The following is a 15405-nucleotide window of genomic DNA, read 5'->3' on the forward strand; positions in this document are numbered from 1 at the left end:
GCGGCTCCTCCTCCGGCCGCGCTCGCAGGCTCCCGCGGGCCGGCATCGTCGCCGCGATAGACGTCCGATCAGGTCAGGACAGCAGGTGCTCGATCCACGCGGTGAGCCGCTGCCTCAGCACCGTCGCCGTGAGATCGGTTCGGCCGATGCCGTGATAGTTCGGTGCCCAGGTCTCGACCGCGTCTTCGGCGTGAGCGGCAGCGTGGACGTCCCAGTCGTGCATGTCAGGGAGCGATGTCCCAGCCCGTCGCTCGTACTCCTCCAAGAAGACCTGCGCGGCTGCCGGTGACCCGAGCAGGACGAGGTCCTGTCGTGCCCAGGCCACATCGGCCCCGCGCGGTGCCTGACGCGCACCCGACCAGTCGACGAGACCGGTGAGCACGGGCCCCTCCCACAGTGCGTTGCCGCACCAGAAGTCGTGATGGGTCAGCACGGTCTCGTCGCGACTCAGCCGCGGCCAAAAGCCTTGCGCCGCAAGGGCGGCCGGTCCTGACCCGGTCGGGGGCGCGGCGGGAGCGGCGCGCAGGCCGTCACCGCTCAGCTGATGAACGCGCGCGAGTGCGGCCGCCATCTGGGTGGCCAACGTCTCGGCAGGCAGCACGGGCGACGGGTGAGATCCCGCTACCCGGCTGGTGACGATGACCGGCCGGTCTCCGTCGAGTGCGTACGAGACGAGGTGCGGCACAAGATCACCCAAGGGCCCCAGGCGGCCGAGCACCTCGACCTCGCGGGCGACAGCCTGGTCGCCGCGGGGGAACGCCCGGATCACGTAGTGCTCATCCCCGTCGTGAGCAGCCACCGTCATCGCGTGCTCGCCACCGTGCAGGACGGTCGCCCCATGCAGCGGTCGGCCGAGCAGGCCGGCCGCTTCGGCCACCAGGTCCTGTGCTGCCGTCATCGCTCAGCCGCTCTGTGCGGCTGGGCGGTGGCGGAGGCTGAGGATGCCCCAGGTCGTGGCGATCACCAGCAGTGAGGCGCCGAGCATGTGCACCAGCACGATCACCCACGGCAGACCGGTGAAGTACTGCGTGTAGCCGACCAGACCCTGCGCAAGCGTGACGCCGAGCACCACTGCCCAAGCGCGCCGGGCAACCTGATCCTCGCTGGTCAGGCGTACGGCGATGAGCACCGCGACAACGAGGCCGACGAAGAGCATCACCGTGTCGGCGTGCAGCCAGGAGATCGTCCGTGAGTCGATGTCGAGGCGAGCCGGTTGGTCGGCGTCGCCGGAGTGTGGCCCGGACCCGGTGACGAGTGTCCCCAGCACGAGGATGACCGCGGCGAGCGCACCGACGACGTACGACACGAGGCGGACCTCGCGGCGTACGACGGGGACGGCCTGGCCATCGCCCTCTCGTTCGCGCCAGACGAGCCAGGCCGAGGCCATCACCAGCAGCATCGAGGCCAGCAGGTGGGCGGCGACGATGGCCGGGTTGAGATCCATGTGGACCGTGATCCCGCCGACGATCGCTTGAATGCCAACGCCCAGCAGTACCAAGGCGATCGGCAGTCGAAGACCCTTGCGATGAGGAGCCCAGCGCCAGGTGGCGACGAGTAGCGCGATAGCGACACCGCCGACCAGGGACGTCAGAGTCCGGTTGCCGAACTCGATGTAGGTGTGGATGCCCAAGGCGTCGTGCCGGTCCGGCGTCAACGATGCATCGGTGCAGCGCGGCCAGGTCGGGCATCCGAGCCCGCTGCCCGTCAGCCGGACCAGCCCTCCCGTGACGACGATCAGGACCTCGACCGCGAGGTTCAACCAGAACAGCCGCCGCAGCCAGGGGTTCGTCGCACGGTCAGTGGGGGAGGGGAGCACCCCAAGAGGGTAGGTGCGCGGTGTGGCAGCGGGTCAGTCGGCCCAGCGGAATGTCCGGGCGAGCAGAGTCGACCCGGCGAGCGCCCAGACCAGCAGGACCATGAGCGGCAGCCATGCCGATCCGGAGCCGGCGAGTGCGGCACGCAGACCGTCGCCGAGCGCACCGGACGGCAGCAGGCGTACGACCCCGCCGACGCTCGCGGGCAGCTCACCGGTGGGGACGATGAGTCCACCACCGACCAGCAGCAGGACCCAGATCAGGTTGGCGAGAGCGAGGACGCCTTCGGACCGGAGTGCGCCGGCCAGCAGCAGGGCAAGAGCAACGAACGCCCAGGCCGCCAGGGCGATGACGACCAGTGCCAGCAGAACGCCGCCCCAGTGCGGGTGCCAGCCGAGGATCAGCCCCAGCGCACCGAGCAGCACCACCTGGACGGCGATGACGGACAGCACCGCGATGGCCTTGCCTGCCAGCAGACCCTTGGGACCAAGTGGCGTCACGCCGAGAAGTCGGAGCAGGCCGTAGCGGCGGTCGAAGCCGGTGGCGATGGCCTGCCCGGTGAAAGCCGTGGAGACGACAGCCAAGGCGAGGACGCCCGGGACAGCGAGGTCGATGCGGCGCCCAGCGCCCAGGTCGGGGACGTCCGTGGCGGACAGCCCGATGAGGGCGAGCGCCGGGAGCAGGACCGATACGAGCAGCTGCTCACCGTTGGTGAGGACGGTGCGGGTCTCGAACGCCGCCTGCGCGCGCACGCGAGCACTCTGGGGTGCGGCGGTCATGGACTGAGAGCTCACCGGACGTCCTCCGTCAGGGAGAAGTAGCTCTCCTCGAGTCCGCGGCCGCCGGCCACGTCATCGACCGTGCCATCGGCGACGACCCGGCCACGTGCCACGACCACGACACGGTCGGCCACTCGTTCGGCCTCCTCGAACGAGTGGGTCGTGACGACGACAGTGGTGCCGGTCTCACGGGTCTCGCGGATCAGTGACCACACGTCGCGACGCGCGTGGGGATCCAGGCCCGCTGTCGGTTCGTCGAGGAACAGCACCTGCGGCCGACCGACGAGCGCAGCAGCGAGGGCGACCCGCTGGCGCTGGCCGCCGGAGAGCCGGCGCATCGTCGTACGGTCGAAGTCGCCGATACCGAGTCGCTGCACGAGTGTTGGGACGTCTGCCGGGTGGGCGTACATCCGGGAGAGGTGGGTGAGCAGCCGACTCGGTCGGGTGCCGCCGGGCAGCCCGCCGTCCTGCAGCATGACGCCCACGCGGGCGCGATGCTCGGCGCAGGCGTGCCACGGATCCTCGCCGAGCACCCGGACGGTGCCCTCGGCCGGGCGACGCAGACCTTCGGCCATCTCGACCATGGTCGTCTTGCCGGCACCGTTGGGGCCGAGGATCGCGGTGACCTCGCCAGCGCGCGCCGACCACGTCATCCCGGCCAGTGCCTGCGTGCTGCCATACCGGTGGCGCAGGTCGCGCACAACAACGGTCTCAGTCACGACTGGCGATTCTACGTTGCCGTGCACCGGCTGCCGACCGGGCTCGCGGGTCGGTCTCTCATGCGTCTGTTCGGCGACACACCTAGCGTTGTCCTGCCGGTCGTCGCAGAATGGCAGAGGCGGGGTCTCCCGTCCGTGGGGGACGTCAAAGGGGATGGACCAGATGAGCAGCAGGTCGGTCAGTGCTGTCCGTGTCGTACGCCGTTCAGCGGTCGTCGTCGGAACCGCTGGGATGGTGGTCGTTCTGGCTGCGCAGCCTGCGCTCGCCCGTCCGCCGGCCGCCCTGCCGGCCACGACACCGGGGTGCCGAGCCAACGCCGTGCTGCACACCCTGTCCTTGGAGAAGCAGCTCGGCCAGCTCTTCATGGTGGGCACTCCGGCCACCTCAGCGAGCTCGACCCTGCTCGGCCAGATCTCGACCTATCACGTCGGCAACGTGATGCTGACCGGACGGAGCACTGCCGGCGTCACCGCGACCAAGAGCGTCACGTCCGCGTTGCAGACGCGCGCGAGCAGCGCCGGCCTCCCCAAGCTGCTCGTCGCAACAGATCAGGAGGGTGGCAACGTCCAGGTGCTGCGCGGCTCGGGCTTCAGCACCATGCCGACCGCCGTCACTCAAGGGACCTGGTCCACGACGACACTGCGCAGCAATGCGACGACCTGGGCCAACCAGCTGAAGTCCGCGGGGATCAACATGAACCTCGCTCCGGTCATGGACACGGTGCCGAGCAGCTCCTACGACAACCCGCCGATCGGCAACTACGACCGCAACTACGGCTACTCCTCGTCGGTCGTCTCGGCCAAGGGCGGCGCGTTCCTGGCAGGTATGCGCTCGGTCGGAGTCCAGACCGCGGCCAAGCACTTCCCGGGGCTCGGGATGGTGCACCAGAACACCGACACCACGAGCGTCGTACGGGACACCTCCATCGGCAAGGGCAACGCCTACATCAACCCGTTCTCCAGCGCGATCGCCGGCCACACCGATCACGTGATGATGTCGTCGGCGTACTACAACCTGATCGACCGCAACAACCCGGCCGTGTTCTCCAACATCGTGATGACCTACCTGCGCTCCGGGCTGGGCTTCCCGGGCGTGATCATGACCGACGACATCGGCAACGCCAAGGCGGTGCAGGCCTGGTCGCCGGGCACGCGCGCCTACCGATTCATCGGCAACGGCGGTGACCTGATCCTGACGGTCAACCCGTCGGTGCTGCCCGCGATGTACAACGCGATGCTGAGCCAGGCGCACAGCAACACGTTCATCAAGAACCGCATCTGGAGCTCGGCGTACCGGGTCCTGCTGGCCAAGGAAAGGATCGGTCTGCTCGGCCCTGCATGCTGAGCGACGCGGCGACGATGCCGGACCGGGGGAGCCTGCGACCACGGCCGGAGGAGAAGCCTCGTCCAGAAGGTTCAGGGACCGGTTAGGTGAGCCTTCGTAGAGGCCTCCCAGGCAATTAGGTCACACTGATGTTGTGATTTTCGCGCGTGACACCTCGCCGTCGATGGGCCCCCGGCCTACCGGCGATGGGTCGGCGCAACCTCAGGCCCTGGAGACCGGCACCCGCGAGCGCGTCAAGCAGACGGTCTCGGAGCACGGACCCATCACTGCGGCCGAGCTCGCCCAGCGCCTCGGACTGACTCCGGCCGCCGTCCGCCGCCACCTGGACTGCCTGGCTGACGCCGGTCTGCTGGAGGAGCACGAGAAGGCCCCGACCGAGGCTCGCCGCCGCGGTCGTCCGGCCCGGGCGTACGTCCTGACGGAGGCCGGTCACGCCGACCTGCGTGAGGACTACGACACGTTGGCTGCCGACGTGCTGCGCTTCCTGGCCGAGCACGCCGGGCCAGGTGCCGTGACGGCCTACGCGCAGCAGCGGGCCCGCGAGGTCGCCGAGCGCCTCGCCCGCGACATGGCCGACGCCGGTGATGACCTGCAGAGCCGCACCGAGGCGCTGGCCGCCGGGCTGCGTCGCGAGGGCTACGCCGCGTCGATGCGTCCGGTCGCGGCAGGCACACCTCTCGCGGGGCTGCAGCTGTGCCAGGGTCACTGCCCGGTCCGCGACGTGGCGGCGCAGTTCCCGCAGCTGTGCGAGGCCGAGGCGGAAATGTTCTCCGACCTCCTCGGCGTTCACGTCCAGAGACTCGCCTCGCTCGCGCACGGCGACCACGTCTGTACGACTTTCGTGCCCCTCCCTGAGGTGCGCACGACAAAGACCTCTCCCGACACCTCAGAAAGGGATCCCCGATGAGCACCATCGAAGAGCTCAACCCAGGGCTGAAGGACATCGGCACCTACGAGTTCGGCTGGGCCGACAGCGACACTGCTGGAGCCACCGCACAGCGCGGTCTGTCGGACGCGGTCGTCAACAACATCTCCGGTCTCAAGAGCGAGCCCGAGTGGATGTCGAAGATGCGCCTGAAGGCCCTGCGGCTGTTCGACAAGAAGCCCATGCCCAACTGGGGCAGCGACCTCACCGGGATCGACTTCCAGAACATCAAGTACTTCGTGCGCTCGAGCGAGAAGCAGGCCACGAGCTGGGAAGAGCTGCCCGAGGACATCAAGAACACCTACGACAAGCTCGGCATCCCCGAGGCGGAGAAGCAGCGCCTGGTCGCCGGTGTCGCAGCGCAGTACGAGTCCGAGGTCGTCTACCACTCGATCCGCGAGGACCTCGAGCAGAAGGGCGTCATCTTCGTCGACACCGACACGGGTCTGCGCGAGCACGAGGAGCTCTTCAAGGAGTACTTCGGCTCGGTCATCCCGCCCGGTGACAACAAGTTCGCCGCGCTCAACACCGCTGTGTGGTCGGGCGGCTCGTTCATCTACGTCCCGCCGGGTGTCCACGTCGACATCCCGCTGCAGGCCTACTTCCGGATCAACACCGAGAACATGGGCCAGTTCGAGCGGACGCTGATCATCGCCGACGAGGGCTCCTACGTGCACTACGTCGAGGGCTGCACCGCTCCGATCTACAAGTCGGACTCGCTGCACTCGGCCGTCGTCGAGATCATCGTCAAGAAGAACGCCCGCGTCCGCTACACGACCATCCAGAACTGGTCCAACAACGTCTACAACCTGGTGACCAAGCGCGCCACGTGCGACGAGGGCGCGACCATGGAGTGGATCGACGGCAACATCGGGTCCAAGGTCACCATGAAGTACCCCGCCGTCTTCCTGCTGGGCGAGCACGCCCGCGGTGAGACGTTGTCGATCGCCTTCGCGGGCGAGGGTCAGCACCAGGACGCCGGCTCCAAGATGGTGCACGCCGCGCCCAACACCAGCTCGACCATCGTGAGCAAGTCGGTGGCGCGTGGTGGCGGCCGTACGTCCTACCGCGGCCTGGTCCAGATCCTCGAGGGAGCCCACGGCTCCAAGTCCAGCGTCGTGTGCGACGCGCTGCTGGTCGACCAGATCAGCCGCTCGGACACCTATCCCTACGTCGATGTCCGCGAGGACGACGTGCAGATGGGCCACGAAGCAACCGTGTCCAAGGTCAGCGAGGACCAGCTGTTCTACCTGCGCTCCCGCGGGCTGTCGGAGGAGGAGGCCATGGCGATGATCGTGCGCGGCTTCGTCGAGCCGATCGCCCGTGAGCTGCCCATGGAGTACGCCCTCGAGCTGAACCGCCTCATCGAGCTGCAGATGGAAGGAGCCGTCGGCTGATGACCCTGCTGACGCCCGAAGCCAAGACCCACATCGACCCAGCCGCAGCTGCATCCGGGGCTTTCATCCCGGATCAGTCGCGCGCCGAGCGCCCCACGTCATTCGACGTGGGTGCGTTCCCGGTGCCCAGCGGCCGCGAGGAGGAGTGGCGCTTCACCCCGGTGGACCGACTGAGTGGTCTGTTCTCCGACGAACCCACGGACGACCGTGGTGACGATGTTGCTGCTGCGTTCGACGTGTCCGGGGTCGAGGCCCTGATGGGCCCGTCGCTCGCACCCGGTCAGGCACCGCGTGGCACCGTGCTGACGCCCGGTGACCGTGGTGCGGCTGTCGCCTCCGCCAACACCAAGGAGGCGCTGTACGTCCGCCTCGCCGCCGAGCAGGAGTACGCCCAGCCGTTGCGCGTCAACGTGCACGGCAACGGTGCCGGACGGCGCAGCAACGCCCACTACGTGCTCGAGGCCGGCCACCACAGCAAGGGCCTGGTGATCCTGGACCACACGGGTTCGGCCGACCACACCGGCAACCTCGAGGTCATCGTCGGCGATGGCGCCAACCTGACCGTGGTCTCGCTCCAGCGCTGGGACGACGACGCCAACCACCTCGGGCAGCACGACGCTGTCGTGGGCCGCGATGCGGCGTACCGGCACATCGTGGTCACCCTCGGTGGCGGCATCGTGCGCATCAACACCAACGTCAAGTACGCCGGCCCGGGCGGCGAGGCCACCCTGCTCGGCGTCTACTTCGCCGACGCCGGCCAGCACCTCGAGCACCGCTCGTTCGTCGACCACAACGCGCCGCACTGCACCTCGCTGGTGACCTACAAGGGCGCGCTGCAGGGCGAGTCGGCTCACACGGTCTGGGTGGGCGACGTGCTGATCCGCGCCGAGGCCGAGGGGATCGAGACCTACGAGCTCAACCGCAACCTGGTGCTCACCGATGGCGCGCGCGCCGACTCGGTGCCCAACCTGGAGATCGAGACCGGCGAGATCGCCGGTGCTGGCCACGCGTCCTCGACCGGACGGTTCGACGACGAGCAGCTGTTCTACCTGATGGCTCGCGGTATCCCCGAGGAGGATGCGCGCCGCCTCGTCGTGCGCGGGTTCTTCGCCGATGTCGTCAGCAAGATCGGCGTGCCGGAGATCGTGGACACCGTCATGGAGGCGATCGAGCTCGAACTGGCCCAGGCCGGTGAGTGAGATGACCGTCGACACCCAGGGTTTCGTCCGGGTCTGTGCCCGCGCAGAGCTGCCCGCCAAGGAAGGCGCAGCCCTCGCCGACATCGAGGGTCAGCGGGTCGCGATCGTCGTCGACTCCGACGGTGCGGTCCACGCCGTCGACGACACCTGCAGCCACGCCAACGTCTCCCTGTCCGAGGGCGAGATCGACGGCTGCACCATCGAGTGCTGGCTGCACGGCTCGCGCTTCGACCTCCGGACCGGTGAGCCCACCGGTCTCCCCGCGACCCAGCCGGTCGCGGTCTACCCCGTTCGGGTCGAGGGAGACGACGTCTTCGTCTCCACGACCCCTCAGACCCCAACGAACTGAAGGACCGAAAACACATGGCAACTCTGGAGATTCGCGACCTGCACGTCTCTGTCGACGTCGAGGACGGCACCAAGGAGATCCTCAAGGGCGTCAACCTGACCGTGAAGTCGGGTGAGACCCACGCGATCATGGGCCCCAACGGCTCCGGTAAGTCGACCCTGGCGTACTCCATCGCCGGTCACCCCAAGTACACCGTGACCAGCGGCACCGTCACCCTCGATGGTGAGGACGTGCTGGCGATGGCAATCGACGAGCGCGCCCGCGCCGGCCTCTTCCTCGCGATGCAGTACCCCGTCGAGGTCCCCGGCGTCACGGTGTCCAACTTCCTGCGCACCGCCAAGACGGCCGTCGACGGCGAGGCCCCCAAGCTGCGCACCTGGGTCAAGGACGTCAAGGGCGCCATGGAGAACCTCCGCATGGACCCCGCCTTCGCCGAGCGCAACGTCAACGAGGGCTTCTCCGGTGGCGAGAAGAAGCGCCACGAGATCCTGCAGATGGAGCTCCTCAAGCCGCAGATCGCGATCCTCGATGAGACCGACTCCGGCCTCGACGTCGATGCGCTGCGCGTGGTGTCCGAGGGCGTCAACCGCGCCAAGGAGACCAGCGAGGTGGGCGTCCTGCTGATCACCCACTACACGCGGATCCTGCGCTACATCAAGCCCGACTTCGTGCACGTCTTCATCGACGGCAAGGTCGCCGAGGAGGGCGGTTCCGAGCTGGCCGACCGTCTCGAGGCCGAGGGCTACGACCGCTATGTGAGCGCTGCGAAGGCCTGATCTCGATGACGACCACGTACGACACCGCCCAGGTCGCGGGGGAGACCCCGGCCTCGGGGCCACTCACCCCGGCCGAGGTGGCCCGCATCCGGGAGGACTTCCCGGTGCTGCGTCGTACCGTCCGCGAGGACCGGCCGCTCATCTACCTCGACTCCGGCGCTACCTCGCAGAAGCCGACGGTCGTGCTGGACGCCGAGCGGCGGTTCTATGAGCAGCACAACGCGGCTGTGCACCGCGGTGCGCACCAGCTCGCGGAGGAAGCGACCGATGAGTTCGAGCACGCCCGCGAGCGGGTGGCGCGGTTCGTCGGCGCACAGCCGAGCGAGATCGTCTTCACCAAGAACGCCACCGAGGCCATCAACCTGGTCGCATACGCGTTCAGCAACTCCGCGTTCGACGGCGCCCTAGAGGGTGCTGACCCGGCGGTTGCGGCTCGTCTGCGTCTCGGGCCGGGCGATGAGATCGTCGTCACCGAGATGGAGCATCACGCCAATCTCGTTCCGTGGCAGGAGCTTTCGCGCCGCACAGGTGCGACGTTGCGCTGGCTCGGTCTGACCGACGACGGTCAGCTGGACCTCAGCAACCTCGACGAGATCGTCAACGAGCGCACCAAGGTGCTGGCCTTCGCGCACGTGTCCAATGTGCTCGGCACGATCAATCCCGTTGCGACACTTGTGGATCGGGCCAAAGCGGTCGGCGCACTCACCGTGCTCGACGCCTGCCAGTCGGTGCCGCACCTCCCCGTCGACGTGCGTGAGCTCGACGTGGACTTCCTGGCCTTCAGCGGCCACAAGATGTTCGGCCCACTGGGCATCGGTGTGCTGTGGGGCCGGTCCGAGCTGCTCGCCGCGATGCCGCCGTTCATCACGGGCGGGTCGATGATCGAGACCGTGCGGATGGAGAAGACTACCTACGCGCCGCCACCACAACGCTTCGAGGCCGGCACTCCGGTCGTCGCCCAGGCGGTCGCGCTGGGTGTGGCCTGTGACTACCTCGACGCGATCGGCATGGATCGCGTTCGTGCCCACGACGTCGAGCTGCTCGAGGCTCTGCTCACAGGTCTTGCGCAACGGCCCTGGGTCCGGGTGCTCGGTCCTTTGGACGTCGCTCTGCGTTCGGGCGCCGTGGCGTTCGAGGTCGATGGGGTACACCCGCACGACGTCGGCCAGATCCTCGACGACCAGGGCGTCGCCGTCCGCACCGGCCACCACTGCGCCTGGCCACTGCACCGACGCATGAAGGTGACGGCGTCCAGCCGAGCCAGCGTGGCGGCGTACAACACCCCGGACGAAATCCAGACGTTCCTCCGGGCGTTGGACCAGGTGCCAGAGGTCTTCGGCATCGCGAAGGGAGCGTGACATGGACCTGTACCAGGAGCTCATCCTCGAGCACTCGAAGCGGCCCCAGCACGCGGGCCTGCGCGAGCCGTTCGACGCGGAGACCCACCACGTCAACACCACCTGCGGCGACGAGGTGACCCTGCGCGTCCACCTCGACGGGGACAGGGTGACCGACGTGTCGTACGACGCGCTCGGCTGCTCCATCTCCGTCGCCTCGACGTCCGTCCTGGCCGAGGAGGTCATCGGGCACACGGTGGCCGAGGCGCTCGAGACCTACGGCGCGATGCGCACGATGCTGACCAGCAAGGGCCAGGACCGGGGCGACGAGGAGCAGATCGGCGACGGCGTCGCCTTCGCGGGAGTCGCCAAGTATCCCGCCCGCGTGAAGTGTGCTCTGCTGTCATGGAGCGCCTTCACCGACGCGCTGGTGCGAGCCGGCGCCACCATTTCTACGGACCACACTCAACCTGTCGGGAGCACGCGATGAGCACCACCACCACGCCGCCCAATGTCGCGGACGTCGAGGAAGCGCTGCGCGACGTCGTCGACCCCGAGCTCGGCATCAACGTCGTCGACCTTGGCCTGATCTACGGCATCACGGTCGACGCCGAGGCGCACGCCGTCATCGACATGACGCTGACCAGTGCGGCCTGTCCGCTGACCGACGTCATCGAGGACCAGACAGCTGCCGCGCTCGAGGGCTTGATCGCCTCGCACCGCATCAACTGGGTCTGGATGCCGCCGTGGGGCCCGGACAAGATCACCGACGACGGCCGCGAGCAGCTGCGCGCCCTCGGCTTTAACGTCTGAGTTCGACGCCGAGGACAGGATCCGTCCTCCGACAGAGAGATCAGTTCAGCAGAATTGGAGTAGTGCGGCACCACCCGCCGCTGACAGACTCGTTCGCCTGAGCGCAGGGGCCACGCCTGCCACAAAGGGGAGCTTGAGGTCGATGAGTCGTCCATATGCACATTTCGTCTGCGGTAGACGCACCAAATGGATCGTGCTGGCCATCTGGATCGTTGCGCTAGCCGTACTCGGTCCGCTCGCAGGCAAGCTGGCCGATGCCCAGGACAACCAGGCCTCGTCCTGGTTGCCCGCGAGCGCGGAGTCCACCAAGGCCTTCAACCAGCTCGGCGGGTTCATCGACCGCGACAGCTTCCAGGGCATCGTGGTGTACGAGCGCCCGGGCGGCATCACCGCAGCGGACACTGCCAAGGCGCAGGCCGACGCAGCCGCGTTCGCGAAGGTCAAGAACGTCAGTGGCAAGGTGCTCGGGCCGGTGCCGTCACCGGACAAGAAGGCTCTGCAGACACTGGTCCCGGTCCACATCGATCCCAAGACCGGGTGGAACGACCTCCCGGACGTGGCTGATGACATCAGAGGTCAAGCCACCAAGGGCGCCGGGGGACTCAACGTCCATCTGGGCGGGCCAGTCGGACTGGGCGCTGACCAGGCCGAGGCGTTCTCCGGACTCGACACCAACCTGCTATTCGCCACCCTGCTCGTGGTCATCGTCATCCTGCTGCTGACCTATCGCAGCCCGACGTTGTGGATCCTGCCGATCCTGTGTGCCGCGTTCGCGCTGACGACCGCTCAGGCGTTCATCTATCTGCTCGCCGAGCACGCCGGGCTGACGGTCAACGGGCAGTCGTACGGCATCCTGACGGTCCTGGTCATCGGAGCGGGCACCGACTACGCCCTGCTCCTGGTCGCTCGATATCGAGAAGAGCTGCGCAAGCACGAAGACCGGCACGAAGCCATGGAGCTGGCGATGCACCGGTCCGGGCCGGCGATCTTTGCCAGTGGCTCGACCGTCGTGCTCGGCATGCTCTGCCTGATGGCCGCGGAGATGAACTCCACCAAGAGCCTGGGACCGGTGCTGGCCATCGGCGTGGTGTTCTCCCTGCTGGCCATGCTGACGCTGCTGCCTGCGCTGCTGGTCATCGTCGGTCGGTGGATCTTCTGGCCCCGTCGGCCCAGCTTCGGCAGCGTCGAGCCGACCGAGTCGGGCTTCTGGGCCAAGGTCGGTCACTGGATCAAGCCGAACCCCCGGCGGGTCTGGGTCGGCACCGCGGTCATCCTGGGCATCTGCGCGATCGGCCTGGTCAAGCTGGATGCCAACGGTCTGACCACCGAGGAGACGTTCATCAAGCAGCAGGACTCGGTCTCGGCAGCCAAGGTGCTGGACGCTCACTACGCCACGAATGCCGGCGACCCGGTCTACGTCGTGGTCAACAGCGACAAGGCTGCAGAGGTCACCAACGCGCTGAAGTCCAAGGCCAGTCTCGACCCGGCGGGACCTCCGGTCGTCAAGGGCGCACGCACGCTCCTTCAGACAGCAGTCCCCGGCGACCCGTACAGCCCGCAGGCCTTCGACAAGGTCGAACAGATCAGGCAGGTGGTCCATGGCGTCAGCGGCGCCGACGCGCTCGTCGGAGGGAGCTCAGCGACCACGCTCGACATCCACCACGCCAACAGCCGGGACAACAAGGTGATCATCCCGCTGACGCTGATCGTCGTGATGATCATCCTGGGGCTGCTGCTGCGGGCGATCGTCGCACCGGTCCTTCTGATTGCGACCGTGGTGCTGTCGTTCGCAGCGGCGATGGGTCTGTCCGCCCTGGTCTTCCACTACATCTTCGGATTCGGTGGCACGGATCAGTCGCTGCCACTGTTCGTGTTCGTGTTCCTGGTGGCGTTGGGCATCGACTACAACATCTTCTTGATGAGTCGTGTCCGAGAAGAGTCCAGGCAGCACGGCACCAGACGTGGATCGATCATCGGTCTGTCTGCGACGGGCGCCGTCATCACCTCGGCGGGTCTGGTGCTGGCTGCCACGTTCGCCGTGCTGGGCACGCTGCCAATGGTGGCGTTCGCCGAGATCGGCTTCGCGGTCGCGCTGGGCGTGCTGCTCGACACGATCGTCGTGCGGGCGATTCTGGTCACTGCTCTCAACCTCGACATCGGCAACCGGATCTGGTGGCCCGGCTCACTGAGCAAGGTCCCGGACGAGGCGCCGGTTGCCGAGCACCTTGACGTGGAGCCGGCCCCGGCCGCCGGCTGATAACCGCCCGTACGACGAAGGCTCACCTCCTGCGCGGAGGTGAGCCTTCGTCGTACGACTGGGAGAGCCTTGGTCATCCCGCCAGACGGGCGCGCAGCCTGGTGCCGAGGACGCCGAACAGCGCACCGACGCCGCAGTTGAGCACGTAGAGCAGGATCCGCGGGGACGGTAGCTGGTCCTCATGGGCGCCGTTGATCAGCAGGTGGGTCACGAGGATGCCGGTAGTGAACAAGGCGCCTCCGACGAGACCGCGGCGCAGTCCGCCCATGGTGCTGTCGTGCTCGATGCCAGCGCCGACTCCGCCAACCCCTGCGACGGCGAGGAGCACGAGGTAGACCACCGGTGATCGATCGAGCGCGAGTCCGGTGACCGCACCGAAGGTGACGGGAACAACGCCGGCGAGGACTGCCGCGACGGGCGTCGAGCGATCACGGAGGAGCGGCGGGAGAAGACGGTCAGCAGACATGAGATCGGAAGCGTATGTCGTGCACGGGTCCTCGATGGCAGTCTTCGCACCTACCGGTGCCGACCAGCCGTTCGATGACCTGTGGTGCCGGGTACGGCGAAGGCTCACCTCCTGCGCGGAGGTGAGCCTTCGTCGTACGACCGGGAGGGCTGTTGGTCAGCCGAGGTCCTGGGTGTTGAACGTGTCACAGGCGTTGATGTCGCCCTTGCTGTTGTAACCGGCCATGAACCACTTCTGCCGCTGAGCGGACGAGCCGTGGGTCCAGGACTCGGGAGTGACGCGGCCCTGTGACTTCTCCTGGATCCGGTCGTCACCGACGGCCGAGGCGGCCGACAGCGCGGACTTGATGTCCTGCTCGGTGATCTCTTTCAGGAGGGGCTTGCCGCCTGAATCGGTGGTCTGAGAGGCGAAGGCAACCCAGATGCCGGCGTAGCAGTCGGCCTGCAGCTCGGTGCGGACGGAGGCACTCTCCGCGCCCTGCGGGTCCTGCTGAGCCTTGCCGAGAACTCCGAAGATGTCCTGGATGTGGTGGCCGTACTCGTGCGCCACGACGTACTCCTGCGCGAGGGCGCCGTCGTCGGCGCCGTACTTGGAGGAGAGCTCCTGGAAGAACGACGCGTCGATGTAGACCTTCTTGTCGAGCGGGCAGTAGAACGGGCCCATCGCGGCGCTACCGGTGCCGCAGGCGGTCGGGGTCGAGCCGCTGTAGATCACGGTCTTGGCCGGTGTGTACGTCTGTCCGTACTTCGGCATCGCGCCGTTCCAGAAGTTCTGCACGCTGTTGACCGTGCCGATGACGCGGCAGGTGTCGTTAGCGTTGGCATCCGCGCCGGTCTTGCACTGGGCAATCGCGTCGTCGACCGAGGTGTTGGAGCCGGCAACCTGTGAGGTGTCCTGGCCGATGCTGCCCGGGTCGATACCGGTACCGGTGCCGTTGGCGCCGCCGCCAGTGAGGCCGCCGCCGAAGAGCACCATCAAGACCATCAGGATCAGTCCGCCGATACCGCCGACGGCGATGCCGCCGGGAGCCATGCCGCCGCCCCCACCGCCGAAGCCACCTCCGCCGCTGCCTCCGGACTCGACCTGTGAGGTGTCGAGGCTTGCATCGTCGTTGAACGTCACGTTCGACCTCCGGGTCGGCGTGGGCCGCGAAACTCGTTCGGGCCCCTTGGGTACCGATGCGTAGACTAGCGCGACACACCCCGGACGCCCGGGTCCGCAGCGCGCGG

16 protein-coding genes are annotated in these 15405 nt (G+C 67.8%); 10 read left to right on the plus strand and 6 right to left on the minus strand.

Annotated features, from left to right (window positions below; translation table 11 throughout):
- Positions 1–73: 73 nt before the first annotated feature.
- The 4 genes from VV02_RS14525 to VV02_RS14540 are packed head-to-tail and all read right to left on the minus strand — an operon-like array spanning position 74 to position 3312.
- A complete protein-coding gene (locus tag VV02_RS14525; RefSeq protein ID WP_052592548.1) occupies positions 74–898 on the minus strand; it encodes a phosphotransferase family protein in 825 nt (274 codons plus the stop codon).
- A 3-nt stretch (positions 899–901) separates the two neighbouring features.
- Entirely contained in the window at positions 902–1816 is a 915-nt protein-coding gene (locus VV02_RS14530; protein ID WP_052592549.1) for a COX15/CtaA family protein, read from the minus strand.
- Between the two features lie 33 nt (positions 1817–1849).
- Positions 1850–2608, minus strand: a complete 759-nt coding sequence (locus VV02_RS14535) for an ABC transporter permease (protein WP_425412275.1) — start codon at positions 2606–2608, stop codon at positions 1850–1852.
- Positions 2605–3312 (minus strand): ABC transporter ATP-binding protein, encoded by a 708-nt coding sequence (locus VV02_RS14540; protein WP_052597042.1) that lies wholly within the window; start codon positions 3310–3312, stop codon positions 2605–2607. The genes VV02_RS14535 and VV02_RS14540 overlap by 4 nt, the downstream gene beginning before the upstream one ends.
- 163 nt (positions 3313–3475) lie before the next feature.
- Here VV02_RS14540 and VV02_RS14545 point away from each other — a divergent pair, with 163 nt between their 5' ends.
- The 10 genes from VV02_RS14545 (at position 3476) to VV02_RS14590 (ending at position 13710) form a co-directional block, all read left to right on the plus strand.
- The gene (locus VV02_RS14545; RefSeq protein ID WP_169787693.1) at positions 3476–4657 is read left to right on the plus strand and encodes a glycoside hydrolase family 3 N-terminal domain-containing protein; all 1182 of its coding nucleotides are present in this window, start codon (positions 3476–3478) and stop codon (positions 4655–4657) included.
- A 133-nt stretch (positions 4658–4790) separates the two neighbouring features.
- Positions 4791–5564: a helix-turn-helix transcriptional regulator gene (locus tag VV02_RS14550; protein WP_342667831.1), complete on the plus strand. Its 774-nt coding sequence runs from the start codon at positions 4791–4793 to the stop codon at positions 5562–5564.
- Positions 5561–6979 carry a Fe-S cluster assembly protein SufB gene (gene sufB, locus VV02_RS14555; RefSeq protein WP_052592552.1) on the plus strand — a complete coding sequence of 473 codons (1419 nt, stop codon included), beginning with the start codon at positions 5561–5563 and terminating at the stop codon, positions 6977–6979. The genes VV02_RS14550 and sufB overlap by 4 nt, the downstream gene beginning before the upstream one ends.
- Positions 6979–8178 (plus strand): Fe-S cluster assembly protein SufD, encoded by a 1200-nt coding sequence (sufD, locus tag VV02_RS14560; protein WP_052592556.1) that lies wholly within the window; start codon positions 6979–6981, stop codon positions 8176–8178. Before sufB ends, sufD begins: the two co-directional genes overlap by 1 nt.
- Position 8179: 1 nt before the next feature.
- On the plus strand, positions 8180–8527 hold the full coding sequence (locus VV02_RS14565; RefSeq protein ID WP_052592558.1) for a non-heme iron oxygenase ferredoxin subunit: 348 nt from the start codon (positions 8180–8182) through the stop codon (positions 8525–8527).
- Positions 8528–8541: 14 nt separating this feature from the next.
- Complete coding sequence (sufC, locus tag VV02_RS14570; protein WP_052592561.1) at positions 8542–9303, plus strand: Fe-S cluster assembly ATPase SufC; 762 nt, start codon at positions 8542–8544, stop codon at positions 9301–9303.
- Positions 9304–9308: 5 nt separating this feature from the next.
- On the plus strand, positions 9309–10661 hold the full coding sequence (locus VV02_RS14575) for an aminotransferase class V-fold PLP-dependent enzyme (RefSeq protein WP_052592564.1): 1353 nt from the start codon (positions 9309–9311) through the stop codon (positions 10659–10661).
- A gap of 1 nt (position 10662) precedes the next feature.
- Positions 10663–11130 (plus strand): Fe-S cluster assembly sulfur transfer protein SufU, encoded by a 468-nt coding sequence (gene sufU / locus VV02_RS14580; RefSeq protein WP_052592566.1) that lies wholly within the window; start codon positions 10663–10665, stop codon positions 11128–11130.
- Positions 11127–11453, plus strand: a complete 327-nt coding sequence (locus VV02_RS14585) for a metal-sulfur cluster assembly factor (protein ID WP_052592568.1) — start codon at positions 11127–11129, stop codon at positions 11451–11453. Before sufU ends, VV02_RS14585 begins: the two co-directional genes overlap by 4 nt.
- A 193-nt stretch (positions 11454–11646) precedes the next feature.
- The gene (locus VV02_RS14590) at positions 11647–13710 is read left to right on the plus strand and encodes an MMPL family transporter (RefSeq protein WP_245633085.1); all 2064 of its coding nucleotides are present in this window, start codon (positions 11647–11649) and stop codon (positions 13708–13710) included.
- 73 nt (positions 13711–13783) lie between these two features.
- Here the strand turns inward: VV02_RS14590 and VV02_RS14595 are convergent, their stop codons facing one another.
- Positions 13784–14176, minus strand: coding sequence for a hypothetical protein (locus tag VV02_RS14595; protein ID WP_052592571.1), 393 nt, complete (start codon positions 14174–14176; stop codon positions 13784–13786).
- A gap of 156 nt (positions 14177–14332) precedes the next feature.
- Complete coding sequence (gene ypfJ, locus VV02_RS14600) at positions 14333–15298, minus strand: KPN_02809 family neutral zinc metallopeptidase (RefSeq protein ID WP_052592572.1); 966 nt, start codon at positions 15296–15298, stop codon at positions 14333–14335.
- Positions 15299–15405 lie beyond the last annotated feature (107 nt).

It is taken from the genome of Luteipulveratus mongoliensis, from assembly GCF_001190945.1.
Taxonomy (GTDB): Bacteria; Actinomycetota; Actinomycetes; order Actinomycetales; family Dermatophilaceae; genus Luteipulveratus; species Luteipulveratus mongoliensis.

Coding starts and splice junctions, on each gene's coding strand:
- VV02_RS14575 (WP_052592564.1), top strand. CDS start 9,309: ATGACGACCACGTACGACACCGCCCAGGTCGCGGGGGAGACCCCGGCC.
- sufU (WP_052592566.1), top strand. CDS start 10,663: ATGGACCTGTACCAGGAGCTCATCCTCGAGCACTCGAAGCGGCCCCAG.
- sufC (WP_052592561.1), top strand. CDS start 8,542: ATGGCAACTCTGGAGATTCGCGACCTGCACGTCTCTGTCGACGTCGAG.
- VV02_RS14525 (WP_052592548.1), bottom strand. CDS start 898: ATGACGGCAGCACAGGACCTGGTGGCCGAAGCGGCCGGCCTGCTCGGC.
- sufB (WP_052592552.1), top strand. CDS start 5,561: ATGAGCACCATCGAAGAGCTCAACCCAGGGCTGAAGGACATCGGCACC.
- VV02_RS14545 (WP_169787693.1), top strand. CDS start 3,476: ATGAGCAGCAGGTCGGTCAGTGCTGTCCGTGTCGTACGCCGTTCAGCG.
- VV02_RS14565 (WP_052592558.1), top strand. CDS start 8,180: ATGACCGTCGACACCCAGGGTTTCGTCCGGGTCTGTGCCCGCGCAGAG.
- VV02_RS14595 (WP_052592571.1), bottom strand. CDS start 14,176: ATGTCTGCTGACCGTCTTCTCCCGCCGCTCCTCCGTGATCGCTCGACG.
- sufD (WP_052592556.1), top strand. CDS start 6,979: ATGACCCTGCTGACGCCCGAAGCCAAGACCCACATCGACCCAGCCGCA.
- VV02_RS14585 (WP_052592568.1), top strand. CDS start 11,127: ATGAGCACCACCACCACGCCGCCCAATGTCGCGGACGTCGAGGAAGCG.